This is a genomic window from Mesorhizobium neociceri (genome assembly GCF_013520985.1).
GTDB lineage: Bacteria > Pseudomonadota > Alphaproteobacteria > Rhizobiales > Rhizobiaceae > Mesorhizobium > Mesorhizobium neociceri.
Map to the genome: position 1 here is coordinate 1 of NZ_JACDTY010000021.1, position 18,224 is coordinate 18,224.

Annotated in this window: 15 protein-coding genes and 3 pseudogenes; 6 read left to right on the forward strand and 12 right to left on the reverse strand. The window is 61.9% G+C overall.

The window, feature by feature from the left end; all coding sequences use genetic code 11:
• Positions 1-249: 249 nt before the first annotated feature.
• Positions 250-417, forward strand: coding sequence for a 50S ribosomal protein L33 (rpmG, locus tag H0241_RS28875; RefSeq protein ID WP_006201775.1), 168 nt, complete (start codon positions 250-252; stop codon positions 415-417).
• A gap of 405 nt (positions 418-822) precedes the next feature.
• Here the strand turns inward: rpmG and H0241_RS28880 are convergent, their stop codons facing one another.
• Both H0241_RS28880 and H0241_RS28885 read right to left on the reverse strand, forming a co-directional pair.
• The gene (locus tag H0241_RS28880; RefSeq protein ID WP_181061179.1) at positions 823-2,196 is read right to left on the reverse strand and encodes a PleD family two-component system response regulator; all 1,374 of its coding nucleotides are present in this window, start codon (positions 2,194-2,196) and stop codon (positions 823-825) included.
• 33 nt (positions 2,197-2,229) lie between these two features.
• A complete protein-coding gene (locus H0241_RS28885; RefSeq protein WP_023667574.1) occupies positions 2,230-2,601 on the reverse strand; it encodes a response regulator in 372 nt (123 codons plus the stop codon).
• A gap of 238 nt (positions 2,602-2,839) precedes the next feature.
• Here H0241_RS28885 and H0241_RS28890 point away from each other — a divergent pair, with 238 nt between their 5' ends.
• Together H0241_RS28890 and H0241_RS28895 are read left to right on the forward strand one after the other, a co-directional pair.
• Entirely contained in the window at positions 2,840-3,139 is a 300-nt protein-coding gene (locus H0241_RS28890; protein WP_181061255.1) for a DUF3572 domain-containing protein, read from the forward strand.
• A pseudogene (locus H0241_RS28895) lies at positions 3,136-3,788 on the forward strand (hypothetical protein). Before H0241_RS28890 ends, H0241_RS28895 begins: the two are co-directional and overlap by 4 nt.
• Before the next feature lie 23 nt (positions 3,789-3,811).
• Here H0241_RS28895 and H0241_RS28900 read toward each other — a convergent pair.
• The 4 genes and pseudogenes from H0241_RS28900 to H0241_RS28910 all read right to left on the reverse strand — a co-directional run bounded on the left by H0241_RS28900 (position 3,812) and on the right by H0241_RS28910 (position 7,677).
• Entirely contained in the window at positions 3,812-5,332 is a 1,521-nt protein-coding gene (locus tag H0241_RS28900; protein ID WP_181061180.1) for a hypothetical protein, read from the reverse strand.
• A gap of 102 nt (positions 5,333-5,434) precedes the next feature.
• Positions 5,435-5,509, reverse strand: a pseudogene (locus H0241_RS35855) (GNAT family N-acetyltransferase); the annotation flags it as partial.
• Positions 5,510-5,518: 9 nt separating this feature from the next.
• Positions 5,519-7,036, reverse strand: a complete 1,518-nt coding sequence (locus H0241_RS28905; protein WP_181061181.1) for a hypothetical protein — start codon at positions 7,034-7,036, stop codon at positions 5,519-5,521.
• A gap of 65 nt (positions 7,037-7,101) precedes the next feature.
• Positions 7,102-7,677 carry a GNAT family N-acetyltransferase gene (locus H0241_RS28910; RefSeq protein WP_181061182.1) on the reverse strand — a complete coding sequence of 192 codons (576 nt, stop codon included), beginning with the start codon at positions 7,675-7,677 and terminating at the stop codon, positions 7,102-7,104.
• 69 nt (positions 7,678-7,746) lie between these two features.
• Here H0241_RS28910 and H0241_RS28915 point away from each other — a divergent pair, with 69 nt between their 5' ends.
• Positions 7,747-9,075: a DNA polymerase IV gene (locus tag H0241_RS28915; protein WP_181061183.1), complete on the forward strand. Its 1,329-nt coding sequence runs from the start codon at positions 7,747-7,749 to the stop codon at positions 9,073-9,075.
• Positions 9,076-9,085: 10 nt separating this feature from the next.
• Here the strand turns inward: H0241_RS28915 and H0241_RS28920 are convergent, their stop codons facing one another.
• Complete coding sequence (locus H0241_RS28920) at positions 9,086-9,589, reverse strand: hypothetical protein (RefSeq protein WP_181061184.1); 504 nt, start codon at positions 9,587-9,589, stop codon at positions 9,086-9,088.
• A 177-nt stretch (positions 9,590-9,766) separates the two neighbouring features.
• Positions 9,767-10,042, reverse strand: a pseudogene (locus tag H0241_RS28925) (hypothetical protein); the annotation flags it as partial.
• Positions 10,043-10,150: 108 nt separating this feature from the next.
• Between H0241_RS28925 and H0241_RS28930 the strand changes: the two are divergent.
• Together H0241_RS28930 and H0241_RS28935 are read left to right on the forward strand one after the other, a co-directional pair.
• The gene (locus H0241_RS28930; protein WP_181061185.1) at positions 10,151-11,707 is read left to right on the forward strand and encodes an AMP-binding protein; all 1,557 of its coding nucleotides are present in this window, start codon (positions 10,151-10,153) and stop codon (positions 11,705-11,707) included.
• Positions 11,708-11,823: 116 nt separating this feature from the next.
• Positions 11,824-12,705, forward strand: coding sequence for a DMT family transporter (locus H0241_RS28935; protein ID WP_181061186.1), 882 nt, complete (start codon positions 11,824-11,826; stop codon positions 12,703-12,705).
• An 11-nt stretch (positions 12,706-12,716) separates the two neighbouring features.
• Here the strand turns inward: H0241_RS28935 and H0241_RS28940 are convergent, their stop codons facing one another.
• From H0241_RS28940 to dnaE, 4 genes are all read right to left on the reverse strand, one after another.
• Positions 12,717-13,520 (reverse strand): potassium channel family protein, encoded by an 804-nt coding sequence (locus H0241_RS28940; RefSeq protein ID WP_181061187.1) that lies wholly within the window; start codon positions 13,518-13,520, stop codon positions 12,717-12,719.
• A 64-nt stretch (positions 13,521-13,584) separates the two neighbouring features.
• The gene (locus H0241_RS28945) at positions 13,585-13,983 is read right to left on the reverse strand and encodes a nuclear transport factor 2 family protein (RefSeq protein WP_181061188.1); all 399 of its coding nucleotides are present in this window, start codon (positions 13,981-13,983) and stop codon (positions 13,585-13,587) included.
• Positions 13,984-14,096: 113 nt separating this feature from the next.
• Positions 14,097-14,465, reverse strand: coding sequence for a VOC family protein (locus H0241_RS28950; RefSeq protein ID WP_181061189.1), 369 nt, complete (start codon positions 14,463-14,465; stop codon positions 14,097-14,099).
• A 156-nt stretch (positions 14,466-14,621) separates the two neighbouring features.
• Positions 14,622-18,116 (reverse strand): DNA polymerase III subunit alpha, encoded by a 3,495-nt coding sequence (gene dnaE, locus H0241_RS28955; RefSeq protein WP_181061256.1) that lies wholly within the window; start codon positions 18,114-18,116, stop codon positions 14,622-14,624.
• Positions 18,117-18,224: the final 108 nt, after the last annotated feature.

The window sequence follows — 18,224 nt, forward strand, 5'->3', positions numbered from 1 at the left end:
CCCGAAACTTCCGCATTCTCCGGTCCTGTAGCCATGCTGCCCGTCTCATCCCCAGCCTCCGTTCGCTGGCGATAAAACCGGACAACTCATCTGCTACCTAATCCGGACAACTCGTGTGCTTACGACAAGCGCGCGCGCCGGGCTTGACTTTCCGGGCACGTTCTTTATGTGTCGCGCCAAGTTTCCCGCGTCCGGGTGTTTTCCCCCGCTCCAGCGGCCAAAACCCCACGAACATAACGGACTGATACAATGGCCAAAGCCGCAAACATCAAGATCAAGCTTCTGTCGACCGCCGACACCGGTTTCTTCTACGTGACCAGCAAGAACAGCCGTACCAAGACGGACAAGCTGTCCTTCCGCAAGTACGACCCGGTCGCCAAGAAGCACGTCGAGTTCAAGGAAACCAAGATCAAGTAATCTGGTTTTCATACGCTATGCAAAAACGCCGCCCTTTCGGGCGGCGTTTTTGTTTCAAGCTGCGAAATACGTGAACCCTCCGCAGTTTGGCGCGGACTGTTCATGTCATTTTTGGCAAAAAGGGGGCCGGTCGGCGTATGGCAGCGGTACGAGGAGGCCACTATGTGCCAGCGCCGGCCGGCCGACCCCACGGACCCAGGAGATGCGGCGGACCTGAGCATCATGGGGTATCGGTCGGAGCGATGCGGCTGTCTACCCTCGTGCCCACATCGCCTTTGTTCTTGCGTTGCACATTTGCGCAACAACGCTGGAAAATCAATAGTTTCTTAACCAAGGCTCGGGAATCGCTTGGATTAAGGTAAATTCCTAACCCTGTCGGGTTGACTGGATAATCCGGCGTCGAGCCTACGCCGCCTTGGCGACGACGCGGTTGCGGCCGCCGCTTTTGGCCTCGTAAAGCGCCACATCGGCGCGCTTCATCAGCGCCGCGACCGTGTCCGCGCCGTTCAGAACCGACGACACGCCGACGCTGACGGTGACTTCGATCGTCTTGCCTTCATGACCGATGGCAAACGGCATCTGGGCGATTTCGGCGCGAATGCGCTCCGCAACCTTTTCCGCCACCGTTGCGTCCGTGTCCGGCATCACAACCACGAATTCCTCGCCGCCAAAGCGGCAGGCAAGGTCGATGCCCCTGACATTCTTGCGCAGCCGCCGCGCGAATTCGCGCAGCACGTCATCGCCGCCATCATGGCCATGCGCGTCATTGACGGTCTTGAAGCGGTCGAGATCGGTGATCATCACCGACAGAGGCCGCCGTCGCGCCACGGCGCGGTCAAACAGCGTCTGCAGGTGGCTGTCGAGGTAGCGGCGGTTGTGCAAGCCAGTCAGCCCGTCGGTCACCGCCATCTCGATGGTCTGGGTGACGCTGGCGCGCAGCTGGTCGTTGTAGCGCTTGCGGCGCACCTGCGTGCGCAGCCGCGCCATCAGCTCGTGCTGGTCGATCGGCCGCATCAGATAGTCGTTGATGCCGAGTTCGAGGCCGCGGATGATACGGCCCTCCTCGCCTTCTTCGGCAAGCAGGATGATCGGCAGGAAGCGGGTGCGGTCGAGCGAACGCAATTGCGAGCATAGCCGCAGCGGATCGAAATCGGCGAAACCGGTCGAGATCAGCACGCACTCATACGGCGCCTCGGCGGCCTGGAAGAAACCGGCATGCGGATCGGTGGCGATGTCGAGTTCGGCGCTGCCGCGCAGCATTTTCTGGATGCGCTCGAAGGAGGATTTGCGCTCGTCGATCAACAGCACCTTCGGCGTCGCGTCCTCGGAGGTGAAGCTGCGGCTCAACAGCGCCTCGATGCCGATGTTGCGGGTGGTCGAGGCGCGCAGGCGCAACTCATCGGTCAGCGACTTCAGCCTGACCAGGCTTTTCACGCGCGTCATCAGCTGCAGATCGTTGACGGGCTTGGTCAGGAAATCGTCGGCCCCCGCCTCAAGGCCGCGCACCCGGTCCGAAACCTGGTCGAGCGCGGTGATCATGACCACCGGGATATGCGACGTCGCCGGATCGCTTTTCAACCGCTTGCAGACCTCGAACCCGTCCATGTCGGGCATCATCACGTCGAGCAGCACGACATCGACCTTGCCGTTTTCGCAGGTCTCGATCGCATCCAGCCCGTTGGACGCCGTCAGCACCTCGAAATATTCGGCCAGCAGCCGAACTTCGAGCAGCCGGACATTGGCAGGGATGTCGTCGACGACGAGGATCCGCGCAGTCATTTCACAAGGCTCCGGCTCGAATGGGTGCTGGCATCAGGCATCACCCAGATAGGATTTGATGGTCTCGATGAAACGCGGCACCGAGATCGGCTTGGAGATGTAGGCCTCACAGCCGCCCTGGCGAATACGTTCCTCGTCGCCCTTCATGGCGAAGGCCGTGACGGCAATCACCGGAATGGAATGGAGGTCATCATCCTCCTTCAGCCATTTCGTCACTTCCAGGCCTGATACTTCCGGCAGTTGGATATCCATCAGGATCAGGTCCGGCCGGTGCTGGCGCGCCAGATCGAGCGCCTCGAGGCCGTTGCGCGTGCGCACAGTCTCGTAACCGCTGGCTTCGATGAGGTCCCGAAAGAGCTTCATATTAAGCTCATTGTCCTCGACGATCATCACCTTCTTAGGCATCGATTTCCCGTCCCGGCCGGGCTTCTGCCTGAAGCCTGCCGTCATGCGCCCTTGTCCGAGCACACCAAACCCTCCTTCACTCTACGACAATATGATTGACGAAACGGAAACCCGCAGCTGTAAAAGCCATTCGGAATCCACCTCGAAAACCACATTGGATTGGGGCGGTGGCTTGCCGCAAGCGACGCTTGCCATTACTGCGGAAAAGAGACTCATTTCCGCAAACCAGAAGGTAATGATGGCAAACGCAGCGTCAATGCGCGAGGAGGCGGAAACCATTGCCGTGAGGGCACTGGGCTTCGTCGCCGCGGATCCCGAACTCCTGCCGCGCTTCCTGGCCATAACCGGCATCGAGGCGTCCGCCATCCGGCGCGCCGCGGCCGAACCGGGGTTCCTTGCCGGCGTGCTGCAGTTCATCCTCGCCCACGAGCCGACCTTGCTGCGTTTTGCCGAGGAAACCGGCACACCGCCCGCGTCAGTCGGCAAGGCGTTGCGCGCGCTGCCGCTTGGCGGCGATGACCATGAGCACTCGATATGAGCGACGATCCCGAGACGGCACGCCAGATCGCCGAACTTGCAGCCGACGACCGGCCGCTGTTGATCCTCGACGTCGATGATGTCGTGCTCGAATTCATCCGGCCATTTCCGCATTTCCTGAAATCGCGCGGCTTTGGGCTCACACTGGCCTCCTTCCGCCTCACCGGCAACATCGCCGAAACGGCGAGCGGCCGGCTGATCGAACAGCCGGAGGTGACGGCACTGCTTGGCGATTTCTTCGACGCGCAGGCCGACTGGCAGAGCGTCACCGACGGCGCCGAACAAGCGCTTGCCAGTCTCGACGGCCGCGCCGAGATCGTGCTTTTGACCGCCATGCCGCACCGCCATCGCGCGGCGCGCCGCGCCCATCTCGACGCGCTCGGACTGCCCTATCCTCTGTTGACCACCGAAATGGCCAAGGCCCGGCTGTGGCCAAGTTGCGCGGTAGCAAAGGCCGGCCGGTGGCCTTTGTCGACGACCAGCCCTCCAACCTCATCTCGGCGCGCAATTCGGTCGCCGACATCAATCTCTTCCATCTGATGGCCGACAACTCGCTGCGCGCTTTCATGCCGCCGGTGCCCGACGACATCATTTCAGTCGAGGATTGGCGCGACGCCGCGCCGAAAATAGCGAGCGCGCTCGGGCTCTGACCCAAGCTTCACAAGCCTGAAGATCAGGGCTGCAGCTTCGCCCCTGCCCCGCCGCTATTGCCCTCGCCGGGGCTAGCATCCTGACCGTCTTCCACGACCGGATCGGGCCCTTTCAGCATGGCGCCGTTGACCGTCACCGACCCATCGTGCTTCGCGTTGATCACCCATTCAATCCGGCCATCCGGCAGCGCCTTGGCAAATCCCTTGATGGCCAGCGCGCCGGTAAAAGCCTGCGAGGCCTGCGGGTCGGTCTTCGCCGCCTCCTGCAGGCTTGCCACGATCGTGTCGTAGCCGGTTACGTCGATCGTCACGTTGGCGTCGGGCTTCTTGCCGGGGAAGGTCATTTCGCCTTCCATGGCGACCTCGATGTCGCCGTTCTTAACCGTGCTGTGTCCAAGTACGAACTTTGGTGTCTTGGCCAGGAAATCGGCGGAAATCTCATCGCCGAAATCTGCCGGAAGCGGTGGATCCTTACTGAAATCGAGGGTTTCTATGGTTTTCCTCGCCATACTGTCGAGATCGATGTTGGCGCCGCCGAAATTCAGGTCGAGATCCGTCGGCAGCAGCGCAACGCTCCAGCTTGGCAGCATCTGCTGCGGCACCGTCAGGCCGGAGGCCTTGATGGCGTAGTTGATCTTGCCGTCCTTGGCGATGCCGTCCATGCCGACTGAGGTGCTCAGTTGCGCGGCACCGAACTTGCCGACCGGGCTTTCCACCTCAAAATCCTTGAAGCCATAGGTGCCATCGATCCGCTCCCACAGCGGCAGTGCGGCCGTCAGAAGCGACTTGAACTCCACTTCATTCGCCTTGAGCTTGGCCTCGTCGTCGGTGGCCGCAATGAAAGCAAACAGGTCGAGCAACGCCTTTGTCCGCAAACCCTTGCCGGTCGCATCCACGGAAAGTTCCGGCGCTTTTACAGCCAGCGGCAAACTCAGCCCTTTTTCGGGATCATTGACTTTGACCGTTTCGACGAAGTTCGCCAGCTTTTCCGAGGCCGTGAAATCGATGCCGCCATTCGCGGATTTGGTCGAAGCTAATGTTGCGGTGCCAGAGCCGATGCTGACGTTTGCCTGTTGCTTGGTCTCCCGGATCGCCATCGTCATGCCGCCTATCGAGACGTTTGCGCTCGCGAAAGCGGCCAGATCGGGGTCATAAACTCCATTGAATTTATGGTCCGATATCGAGACATCGACGTGCTGCGGCCCTTCAGGACCAACGAAATCAAAGGATCCCTTTGGAGACACCTCCATCGAAACGTCCCACCGAGCGTCCTGGCGTGGCTTGACCAGCATGGCGTACGGCGTGAGGTCGAACTTGAAGGCCTGCTGCGTTGCCAGCATTTCCGCCAACGGCTTGAAGTCGAACGCAAGCTTGTAGGCATCGCCTTCGACGGAGACTTTTACAAATCCAATGTCGAACGGCTTCTTGCCGAAATAGTGCGCCAGATTGTCGGAAAGCTGCTGCGCGCCCTGGCTGTCGACCGTCTGGCCAAACGCCGGCGCACTGCAGGCAAGAAGCAGAACAAATGGCAATACGCGCTTCATATCGATCCTCCACTCTATTGCGGCCGTCAAAACCGTTTCTGCCACTGGTAGGGAAATACCATCACAGCCGCAAGACAAGACCCATGGGATTGCTGGCGGCTGCTACAGCGCCAGCCGCATCAGCGGCCGGCCGGCCTTGCGTTCGACAAGCCGCTCGAAGCCGGCCTTTTCGAATACCGCAAGCGCTCAGGGTTTCAGCTTCGCCCCTGCCCCGCCTCCATCCGGAACGGTAGCTTTGCTCGGATCGAAAATGGAGTTATCCTGCACGGCATCGGCCGGCTTCAACATGGCGCCGTTGACGATGATCGAGCCGTCGGCCTTGGCGACCACCACCCACTCCAGTCGGCCGTCCGGCAGCGTTTTGGCAAATCCTTTGACGGCGAGTGTAGCCGGGAAAATCTCAGCAGCCTGCGGGTCAGTCTTGGCGGCTGCCTGAACAGCCTGCACGATCTTGTCGTAGCCCGCGACGTCCACCGTCATCGTCGCATCCGGTTTCATGCCCGGGAACGTCATCTCGCCTTCCATCGTCACTTCGACGCTGCCGTTCTTCACTATGCTATGCCCGAGCACGATCTTCGGGTTGTTCGCCATGAAATCGGCGGCCAAAGCATTGCCAAACTCGTCCGACAGCGGCGGATCCTTATTGAGATCAAAAGCTTCGATCGCTTTTTTCGCCATCGTATCGAGATCTATGTTGGCGCCTCCGACGTTCAATTCGAGATCGGTGGGCAGCATGGCGACGCTCCAGCCTGGTACAAGTTGCGGGGGAACGGTCAGCCCCGCCGCCTTGATGCTGTAGTCGATCTTTCCATCGTTGGAGATGCCGCCGATGCTAGTCATTACACTGAAATCTCTGAGCCCAAAATCACCCCGTGCCGTTGCAAAGGTCACGCCCTCGAAGCGATAGGACTCTTCCAGCCGCTCCCACAGGGGCAATGCACTTGTCAGCAGTGATTTGAGCTCGGCCTGATTTGCCTTCAGTGAGGCTTCGTCCTGGTTGGCGACGGCAAAACCGAGAAGATCGAGCAACGCCTTCGTGCGCACGCCATTCCCGGTAATCTTGGCCGACACCCTAGGTGACTTCATCGTGAACGGCACTTTCAGTCCCGTCTCATCTTGGTCAACCATGGCCGTTTCGACGAAATCAGCGATCGTCTGCGTCACGGCAAAATCAACGCCGCCGCCTGCGGATTTGCCAGCAGCCAAGATCGACGTTCCGGCGCCGACGCTGAGGTCCATAGGCTCCTTGGGATCTCTGGACGCCACTTGCATGCCGGCCATCGAGCCCGCCCCGCTGGTGAAAGCTGCCAATCCCGGATCGTAGATGCCGCTAAATGCGGAGCCGGAAACGGAGAACCGCGCCCCGTGCGGCCCCTCGACGTCGACGAAGGCGTTGGGCGTTAGATCTGACGACACGCTCCAGCTTCCGTCGTTGCGCGGTTTGACCAGAATCGCAAATGGCGCGAGGTTAAATGTCAGAGGGTCCTTGCGGGGATTTGCCCTAAGCACTGCATTGAAGTCGAGGGCTATCCGATATGCATCGCCGTCGGCCGAAATCTTCAGAATGCCGCTGTCGAGCGCCTTCTTGCCAATGTAACGCGACAGATTATCCGACAGCTGCCTTGCACCTTGACTATCGACAGCCTGCCCCCAGGCTGGCGTACCGATTGCGAGCAGCAAAACAAATGGCAAAACACGCTTCATCTTGACCCCCATTTTGAACGCAAAAACGCTTCAAGCATTGATAGTAAGATACCGTCACAACCACACTACAGCACCAGTCGCATCAGCGGTCGGCCTGCCTTGCGTTCGACAAGCCGGTCGAAGCCGGCCTTTTCAAACACACGCGACGAGCCGACGAACAGCCCAATCGAGCGCGAATCGCGTGACACGTCGATCGGGCAGGCCTCGACCAGCCGCGCTTTGTTCTGGCGGGCAAAAGCGATGCCGCCCTCGACCAGACGATGGCTGATGCCCCTGCCGCGTGCATTGGCGCGGATGAAGAAGCAGGAGATCGCCCAGACGCCCGGATCGCTGGCGTCGGACGGATCGACCGGCGCCGAGCCCCTGCCCCGATTGTTCCATTCGGGCACGTCGGCGCGTGGGCCGATCTGCATCCAGCCGACCGCTTGGCCACCCTCGAAAGCCAACAGCCCCGGCGGCGGCCCGGCCTCGATACGCGTCTTGATAAGATCCCTGTTGCGCTGCTTGTCGCTGCCGCGCCGCGCCGCCGGGGCCAGCCGGAAATAGGTGCACCAGCAGCCGTAACAGGCGCCCTGCTTGCCGAAGAGATCCTCGAAATCCGCCCATAGTTCGGGCGCCAGCGGCGCTATGGTCGTGCTCATGCGTTCTCTCCCGGCTAACCGCGCTTGTAGCGGCTTCCGTCCTGACGTACCATTGCATCTGTTCTCTTTATGTTCGCAGCGATGGCGGCCCCTGTCAACAATCCCGAGCACGGTTTTTGCCGCGACTGCCTGACCCTTCAGCGCAGCGATGTCAGACGCTGCGAGTGCTGCGGCAGCCCCCGGCTGGCCCGTCATCCCGAGCTTTATCGCCTGCATCTCGCCCATATCGATTGCGATGCCTTCTATGCGGCGATCGAAAAGCGCGACAACCCGGCGCTGAAGGACAAGCCGCTGATCATCGGCGGCGGCAAGCGCGGCGTCGTCTCCACCGCCTGCTACATCGCCCGCATCAAGGGCGTGCGTTCGGCGATGCCGATGTTCAAGGCGCTCGAAGCCTGTCCAGAAGCGGTCGTCATCCCGCCCAATATGGAAAAATACGTCCGTGTCGGCCGCGAGGTGCGCGCGCTGATGCAGGCGCTGACGCCGCTGGTCGAGCCGCTTTCCATCGACGAGGCATTTTTGGACCTTGCCGGCACCGAGCGCCTGCACGGCATGCCGCCGGCAGTGGTGTTGGCGCGCTTTGCGTTGACCATCGAAAAGGAGATCGGCATCACCGTTTCGGCCGGCCTCTCCTACTGCAAGTTCCTGGCCAAGGTGGCGTCCGATTTCCGCAAGCCACGCGGCTTTTCGGTGATCGGCGAGGCCGAAGCGCTGGGTTTCCTGGCCGAGCAGCCGGTGACGTTGATCTGGGGCGTCGGCAAGGCTTTCGCCGCGACGCTCGAACGCGACGGTATCCGCACAATTGCCCAATTGCAGCGCATGGAGCGCGCCGATCTGATGCGCCGCTATGGCGTGATGGGCACCCGGCTCTACCATCTGTCGCGCGGCCAGGATGACCGCCGTGTCGACCCCGACCAGGATGCAAAAAGCGTCTCGGCCGAAACCACTTTCGATACCGACATAGCTGAAATGGATGAACTGGTTCCGGTGCTGCGGGGGCTGTCTGAAAAGGTCTCGGCCAGGCTGAAGAAGTCAGGCATTGCCGGGCGCACCGTAGTGCTGAAGCTGAAGTCGCAGGACTTCAAGCTGCGCACCCGCAACCGCCAGCTCGGCGACCCGACAAGGCTGGCCGACCGCATCTTCCAGACCGGGCTCGACCTCCTGCGCAAGGAAGCGGACGGCACGAAATACCGATTGCTCGGTATCGGCGTCAGCGATCTCTCGGATGACGAGAAGGCCGACCCGCCCGATCTCGTCGACGTCGGCTCGCGCAAGCGCGCCATGGCCGAAAGCGCCATCGACACGCTGCGCGACAAGTTCGGCAAGAAGGCGGTGGAAACCGGCTACACCTTCGGCAGAGGCCGCAACGCCAACCCGCCCGAGCCGATCGAGGATTGACGCTCTGGGGTCAGATGCGCTGCAGATCGATGCGGCTCGTCACCACGCTCTTGCCGGTTTTCGGATCGACGTCGGTCACAGTCAGTCGCATTCCGTCGCCGCTGGTTTTCTCGACCGTCAACCGCGCCTTGCGGTCGCCATTGACCTCCGTCGCCCAGCTAATGCCGAGATTGATCGCGTTGCCCGAGCGGCTGCCGGCGAGTTGCGCAGGACCGGTGCGCGATCCGACATAGACGCCGGTGTACTTCGCCCCGCTGGCCTTCAGATCCGCGCTGATGGCGCGCGTCACCACGACAAGACCACGGCAGTTGCCGTCAAGCGACAATGAGGTCGAGGTCGCGTCGGAATTGAAAGTACAGGAGACATTCACCGTCGGTGCGTCGGTGGTGACCTTGACAATTCCTCTTCCGGCAAAATTTCCCTGGAACGAGCGCAGGAAATCAGCCTCGTCGGCACGAGCGTCCGCCGCAGCCATCAAGCAACCGGCAAGGACAAAGCATGCTAGTGATTTCATCATACTCTCCCCCGGGACGTATTGGAGATGCCACGCGTCCAGCGAAGCCGGCACCACGCAGACCTAGAACGCCTGCCCGCAAAACGGGTTCCGCTTTCAATATGACTGTTTTTGACGCCGCCCGGCCCAGTGCTGGCCGTTCGAATGCGTCGACTGGCGGTTGCGGCGGAAGCCAACCTAGGTGCGGTTGAGATCGATCCTGCTTGTCACGACCGTCTTGCCGGTCTTGGGATCGATGTCGGTCACGGTCAGGCGCATGGCGTCGGCGCCGATCTTCTCGACGGTCATCTGGGCGTCGCGATCGCCATTGACGATCTTTGCCCAGCGGATGTCGAGGTTGATCGCATCGCCGGTGCGGCTGCCGCTGAGTGCCGCCGGTCCGCTTTTGGAGCCGACATAGGTGCCGCTGTAGGTCGCTCCGCTGGTCGTCAGATCGGCGCGGATTTCGCGCGTCCGGGATCGGCGCCAGTAGCAGTTACCGAGGCGATTGTGGCAGTGCCTTGACCTCGGCATTCCGCCGTTGTTTGCTGGCGGGCCTGATGATCGATCCGGGGGTGGTCCATGTCTATCGCTGGCATTCTCGATCGGGCAGCCCGGATTGCACCGAACGCTGTTGCGATTGCACACGGACCCCGCGCGCTTCACACATATGCGGCGCTGAAAGCCCGCTCGGAGGCAATTGCCGGATTCCTCAAGAACCGGTTGAATCTGGCCGCAGGCGAACGCGTCGCACTCCTGATGAAGAATGCGCCCGAGTACGTCGAGGTGATGTTCGGCATCTGGAAAGCAGGCTTGGTCGCCGTGCCGATGAACGCGAAGCTGCATCCCCGGGAAATAGCCTACATGCTGGAGCATTCGGGCACGACGGCGGCATTCGTGACGGTCGACCTTGCCGGCGCGCTTAACGAGGCGGGGCGCTCTGTCCCGGGGCTAAAGAGCATCATCGACGTGGCGAGCAGCGAGTACAGCGATGCGCTGAAATGCGAAGCGGTCGAAGGCCGATGGGCGGCCCTTCCTGAAGACTTGTGCTGGCTCTTTTACACGTCAGGTACCACCGGCCGTCCGAAGGGGGCTATGATCACCCATCGCAACATACTGGCAATGTCCGCCAGCTACTTCATTGACATCGACACGATTGCGCCGGGCGATTCGATCCTGCACGCGGCACCCATGTCGCACGGCTCGGGGCTCTACATCTTTCCTCATGTGTTGGGCTTGGCTACTCAAATCATCCCCGAATCAGGCGGCTTCGATCCGCTGGAAATTCTTGAACTGGCTAAGGTACATCAGAGACTCAGTCTTTTCGCGGCGCCGACCATGGTGCACCGGCTCGTCAATCATCCGGCAATTGGCGACTTGGATCTGTCGGGGCTGAAAACGATCATCTACGGCGGCGCGCCCATGCTGGTGGAAGACGTCAAGCGCGCCCTGGATGTGCTGGGTCCGCGCCTTGCGCAGTTGTACGGCCAGGGGGAGGCCCCAATGTGCATCACGGGGCTCGCTAAACGTTTCTACGCCGACCGCTGGAACCCCAGGTGGGAGGCGCTGATCGGATCGGCAGGCTTCCCGCAAGCTGTCGTCGACTGCGCGGTGATGGATGCAGACGACCGGCCGCTGCAAGCCGGCGAGATGGGCGAGATCTGCGCGCGTGGCGAGTCGGTGTTCGCCGGCTATTGGCAGAACGAGGAAGCTAGCGCGGCCGCGCTACGCAACGGCTGGCTGCATACGGGCGACGTCGGGGTCATGGACAAGGACGGGTTCCTGACTCTGCTCGACCGATCGAAGGACCTGATCATCTCCGGCGGCAGCAACATTTATCCTCGGGAAGTCGAGGAGGTGCTGCTGAAGCACGAGGCGGTCTCTGAAGTTTCGGTTGTCGGCCGCCCTCACGCCGAGTGGGGAGAGGAGGTTGTCGCCTTTGTCGTTGCAAGGCCCGGCAGCAACCCGACAGCAGCCGAACTTGACGCCTTGTGCCAAAACCATGTCGCACGCTTCAAGCGGCCAAAGGCTTACCGGTTCCTCGCCGAGCTGCCGAAATCAAGCTATGGGAAGACCTTGAAGCGCGAACTGCGCGACATGCTGGCGGAGGAAACTTCGCGCGACACTGCGGTGAATTAATTCCAGGCCGCAGGGTGACGCTCTCGACCGTGAGGACGATCAGCCGGATGACGGTGGCCCAGTCGAATGCGGCGACTAGCGGTTGCGGCGCGGCCGTGGTCTTGCGACATAGCGCCATGGTCCCTGCTCCCTCGATCCCCAAGGCCGCGTTCTGGATGGCGCTGTCGATCGCCTCGTTCCTGGCGATGTCGGTCGCCGGCCGCGCAACGACCGCCGAGCTCAACGTCTTCCAGGTGCTCGAACTGCGCTCGGTGATCGGCTTTTTCATCCTGTTGCCGCTGGTGATGATGAGCGGCGGTTTCGCCGCGATGCGCACGCAGCGGCCGCTGGCCCATATCGCCCGCAACGTTATCCACTATACCGGCCAGGCGGCATGGCTCTATGCACTGACGCTGATCCCGCTTGCGGTGCTGATCTCGATCGAATTCACCACGCCGATCTGGACTGCCATCCTGGCCGTCAGCTTCCTTGGCGAAAGACTGTCGCGGCCAAGGCTGGCGGCGATCGTGCTCGGCCTGATCGGCGTCGTGGTCATCGTGCGCCCCGGCGTCGGCTCCATGGATCCGGGCCACCTTGTCGTTCTCGGCGCCGCGGTCTGCTTCGGCATCTCGCTGGTGCTGGTCAAGTCGCTGACGCGCACCGACAGCGTCGTGCGCATCATCTTCTGGATGCTGGTCATCCAGTCGGCGGTCGGCCTCGCGCCGGCGCTTTATGAGTGGCGCAATCCCTCGCTGGCGCTCTGGCCGTGGATTTTCGTCATCGCCTTCACCGGCATGTCGTCGCATTTCTGCCTGGCGCGCGCGCTCGTCTATGCCGACGCCACCATCATCTCGCCGATGGATTTCCTGCGCGTGCCGCTGTCGGCGCTGGTCGGCTGGCTGCTTTACAGCGAGCAGATCGACATCTTCACCGCCGGCGGCGCCGCGCTGATCCTGATGGGCAATCTGCTCAACCTGCAGCGCAAGGCCGTGAAACCGGCCGAGGTCGCAGCTTCGTAGCGATCCGCCGGTCAATTCCCCTCATCAGGTATGTTGAGCAAGTGGCCACAGGCCTTGCAATGCACGGCATCCGGCTCGTGCCGCTGCAGGCCGCAGTGCGGACAGGGAAAGAACACTTTGGCAGGGCGGAAGATCGCCGTCGCCAGCCGGACGAACAGCGATATGCCGATGATCATGGTGACGATCGCGGTCAGCTTGCCGGCTATGCCTGGCAGCACGATGTCGCCGAAACCGGTCGTCGTCACCGTAGCGACGGTGAAATACAGCGCATCGATATAGTTCTCGAGGCCGGCGCCGGTGCGGAAGAAGAAGGTGTAGACGAAGCCTGTGATGATAAACAGGAACGTCAAAAGATTGATGACCGCGTGGCTCGCCTCGCGCCAGGGCCTCAGTCCGCGCATCTCGAAATGCCGCCACAGCGAGCCGCTGCGCGACAGCGACCACAGCCGCAGGATGCGCAGGAAAGCCAGATTCGCCAGCGCCGTCGGCATCAGCAGCGTCAACAGGATGAAGACATCGACCCAGGATGTCGGCTGCTTCATCAGCCGAAGCATGTCGTTGGAGGCCAAGAGCCGGGCAATCAAATCAGCGGCGACCAGGGCGGCGACGGTATAGTCGAGCCACAGGAATGACGGCTTGTCCTGGAGCACGGGCGTGGCGATGAAGAAGGCGATGATGGCGAGGTCGATGATAACCGCCGCCAGTTGAAACCGAAAGGCTGCCGGTGTGCGGCCGTGATAGAGCTTGCGCAGCCTGTCACGCAGCCGCGCCATGACAGAGCCTTGCTGCAATCCGTCCTTGTCATGCTCTTTCATGACAAGGTGCGTAGCGTCCGCGGCCGAGGACGTCCAGTAGGCTTGGCCGAGCCGGTGAACGTCGTCAGCCTTCCACCACTTTGCCGTCGGGCCCGACAAGGCGCCAGGCCGAGGCAGTATCGTAGATGAACCGCTCCTCGACGATCCGTTCGCCGCGCCAGCGCTGTAGGGCCACCTCCTCCAGCCGCCGCACGGTGCCAGCCTTGTCGATCCTGTCGAAGGTCCAGCGGATGGCGACATGATCGCCGTCGACCAGGAACGTCTGGACCGGATGCGTGTGCATCCTCTCGATCCGGTCGAGCGCGGCCTGCTCATGCGCCATCAGCGTTTCGATGCCACGCCGTGGAACGCCGAGATTCTCCTGCATGGTCGCATCGTGATGGTAGAAGTCGGCGATCGCCTTGACATGGCTGCCTTCGACCACCTCCTTGAGGAAGGCTTCGACGCGTTCGCGGCTGGGCATGGTTGTGCGTTCCTTTGAAGTTCGTGCTCAACGCATGTGGTTCAAAGGAACTTCACTTCAACCATGCGAGGCATGCTGGCCCTATCGGCTGCAATGTCAGGCCCAGAACAAAGTCACTTCGCGATGTGCTGGCCGACATCGATGCGATTGCCGTCGGGATCCTCGAAGACGAAGGCGCGCAAGCCATAGTCATGATCGCGCAGGCCTTTGACGATGCGAAGGCCGTGCGCCTTGCAGGCGTCATGCATGGCATCGACGTTTCCGACCATCATATGCGTGACGTTGAAATGCACGGCGCGATGATCCTTCTGCAGGGTCAAATGCAGTTCGGCATCGTCGCGTTCCAGGATCATGAAGCCGACCGGGTCGCCATTCTCGAGTGTCTTGGAAAAGCCGAGCACACCGCAATAGAAGGCGGTGCTTTGCATGTCAGCGACAGGCAGCATGGCGGCAATACGGCCGAGACGGATAGGGTTGGTCATCGTAACTTCAGAACGGTGAAGAACCGCGCGTTGCTCCATGGACGGTGCCATGTCGGCAATTCGGATTCCTGATTATCGGTTCGATGAGACGGTGCCCACAGATCAAAAACTACAGACGATCCCCGTGCCGGTAAACCCGTTTTGCCGAAAATCGGCTTACACCAGTTCCACCTCGACCACACCCGGCACGGCGCGCATCGCGGACGCGATCTGCGGCGAGATGCGGTAGCGGTTTGGCAGTTCGATCTCGATTTCGCCCTGGCCGGCGTCCTTGATCAGCACGAAGCTGACCTGGCCCTCGCCCTTCACCGCCAGCTGGCCGGCCAGCATGCCGATCGGTGCGGCGTCGCGCACGAAGATGCGCAGCGCCTTCTGGATGCGGCTTGCCTCATCCTCCAGCGACTGCACCGTCTGGATGCGCAGGTTGACGCCTTCCGGCCTGTCCTCGGCCGAAACCGTAATCACCACCGAGCGGCCGGGTTCGAGCAGGTCGCGATACTGCGCCAGCCCCTCTGAAAACAGCACGGCTTCATACTGGCCCGACGTGTCGGAAAAGGCGATGACGCCCATCTTGTTGCCGGTTCGGGTCTTGCGCTCCTGCTTGGTGGTGACGGTGCCGGCAAGCCGCCCGGCGGCGGCACCGCGCTTCACCGCAGCCGAGAACTCGCCCCAGTTCTGCACCCGCATCTTCAGCAGCGCCGCCTTGTACTCGTCGAGCGGATGCGCCGAGAGATAGAAGCCGACGACCTGGAATTCGCGATGCAGCCGGTCGGCGGCAAGCCATGGATCGGTCTGCGGCAAATTGAGCGCTTGCGACTGCGCGCCAAGTGAAGCGCCGAAAATGTCGTGCTGGCCCGAGATGGCATTTTGCTGCGCCAGTGAGGCTAGTCCCATCATCCGCTCGACGCCGGCCATCATCTGGGCCCGGTCATGGCCGAAACAGTCGAGCGCACCTGCCATGATCAGGCTTTCGAAGACGCGCTTGCCGACGATCTTCGGGTCGACCCTCTCGCAGAAATCGGCGAGGTTCTTGAACGGCTTTTCGCCGCGCATCGCGACGATGTGCTCGACCGCCGCATCGCCCACGCCCTTAAGCGCGGCCAGCGAATAGTAGATGCGGTTCTCGCCGACCTCGAAATTGCGGAAGCTGGTCATCACCGACGGCGCCACCACCTCGATGCCGAGCCGCAGTGCATCCTGGCGGAAATCGGCGAGCTTGTCGGTGTTGCCCATGTCGAGCGTCATCGACGCCGCCAGGAACTCGACGGGGTAGTGCGCCTTGAGAAAGGCGGTCTGGTAGGACACGACGGCGTAGGCGGCAGCGTGCGATTTGTTGAAGCCGTAGTCGGCGAACTTGGCCAAAAGGTCAAAGATGAAGTCGGCCTGCGGCTTGCCGACGCCGCGCTCGACGGCGCCGGAGACGAAGCGCTCGCGCTGCTTGTCCATCTCGGCGCGGATCTTCTTGCCCATAGCGCGGCGCAGAAGATCGGCTTCGCCGAGCGAATAGCCCGACAGCTCCTGCGCGATCTGCATCACCTGTTCCTGGTAGACGATGACGCCTTGCGTCTCCTTCACCAGATGGTCGATCTTGGGATGGATCGAGGCCATCTCCTCCTCGCCATGCTTTCTGGCGTTGTAGGTCGGGATGTTCTCCATCGGACCCGGCCGGTAGAGTGCCACCAGCGCGATAATGTCCTCGATGCAGTCGGGCCGCATGCCGATCAGCGCCTTGCGCATGCCGGCACTTTCCACCTGGAACACGCCGACCACTTCGCCGCGCGACAGCATGGCGTAGGTTTCGGCATCGTCGAGCGGGATATTGGCCAGATCAATCTCGATGCCGCGGCGGCGGATCAGCTTCACCGCCGTCTCCAGCACCGTCAGCGTCTTCAGGCCAAGGAAGTCGAACTTCACCAGCCCGGCCTGCTCGACATATTTCATGTTGAACTGCGTGACCGGCATGTCCGAGCGCGGATCGCGGTACATCGGCACCAGCTCCGACAAAGGCCTGTCACCGATGACGATTCCGGCGGCGTGCGTCGAGGCGTGGCGGTAGAGCCCTTCCAGCTTCTGCGCCATATCGAGCAGCGTCTGGACGATCGGTTCCTTCTCGGCCTCTTCGGCAAAGCGCGGCTCGTTGGCGATGGCATCTGCCAGCTTGACCGGATTGGCCGGGTTCTGCGGCACCATCTTGGACAGCTTGTCGACCTGGCCATAAGGCATCTGCAGCACGCGGCCAACGTCGCGCAGCGCCGCGCGCGCCTGCAACGTACCAAAGGTGATGATCTGGCCGACCTGGTCGCGGCCGTATTTCTGCTGGACGTAGCGGATGACCTCCTCGCGCCGGTCCTGGCAGAAGTCGATATCGAAGTCGGGCATCGACACGCGGTCGGGATTGAGGAAGCGCTCGAACAGCAGCGAGAAGCGCAGCGGGTCGATATCGGTGATGGTCGTCGAATAGGCGACCAGCGATCCAGCGCCCGAACCGCGGCCCGGCCCGACCGGAATGCCTTGCGCTTTGGCCCATTTGATGAAGTCGGCAACGATCAGGAAGTAGCCGGGGAATTTCATCTTCTCGATGATGGAGAGCTCGAAATCGAGCCGCTCGCGATATTGCTCGACCGTGTAGCCGGCAGTGGGTCCATGCGCCGCCAGCCGCGCCTCCAGCCCCTCTTGGGCCTGGCGCCGCAGTTCGTCGGCCTCCGCCTTCAACGCCGCCTCATTGTCGGCGACGTCGCCGCCGGTAAAACGCGGCAGGATCGGGTTACGGTTCTTGGGATAGTAGGAGCAGCGCAGCGCGATCTCGACGGTGTTGTCGATCGCCTCCGGCAGATCGGCGAACAGCCGCGCCATATCCGCCTGGCTGCGCAGGAAATTGTCCGATGTCAGCCGGCGGCGATTGTCTGCCGCGACCACCGAACCCTCGGCAATGGCAATCAGCGCGTCATGTGCATCATAATCGTCGCGGGCGGAAAAGAACGCCTCATTGGTGGCGACCAGCGGCAGGTCATGGATATAGGCAAGATCGACCGATGATTTTTCGATGGCGCGGTCATAGCCGGAAACCCGGTCCAGCTCGACATAGAGCCGGTCGCCAAACAGCGCCTTGAGCGCCAGCAACCTCGCTTCGGCAAGATCGCGGCGGTCCTCCTTCAAGGCCCGGCCGATCGGACCGCGCGGTCCGCCGCTGAGGCAGATCAGTCCGTCGCAATGGCCTTCCAGCATTGCCGTCGTCAGATGCACCGCCTCGCCAGGCGGTGTCTCAAGATAGACCTGGCTGACCAGCCTGACCAGATTGCCGTAGCCTGCCTCTGTGGCGGCGAGCAGCACCACGGCATGTATCTCCGGCCCATGGCGGCGGCGATCGCGCTGCGCGTCGCTGGTCTCGCCGGAAAAGGCGAGATCGATCTGGCAGCCGATGATCGGCTGGATGCCTTCCTTCACCGCCTTCTGGGCGAATTCCAGCGCGCCGAACAGATTGTTGGTGTCGGTGACGGCGATTGCCGGGCACTCGTCCTTGACGGCATGACCGACAACGGCGGCGACCTGCAAGGCGCCTTCGAGCAGCGAGTACGCCGAATGCACGCGCAAATGGATAAACGGCCGCGCCGGCGCCTCCGGTCTTGCCGCCTTGGCAATCGCCTCGCGCAGCAAGGGATCGCGTGTGGTCTTTTCGTCTGCCACTCGAGTTGGCTTTCAATCTGGTCAGCGAATCTGGTTGTCGTCGTAATCTAGGCTGCTGTGTCGCCGCCCGCCAGC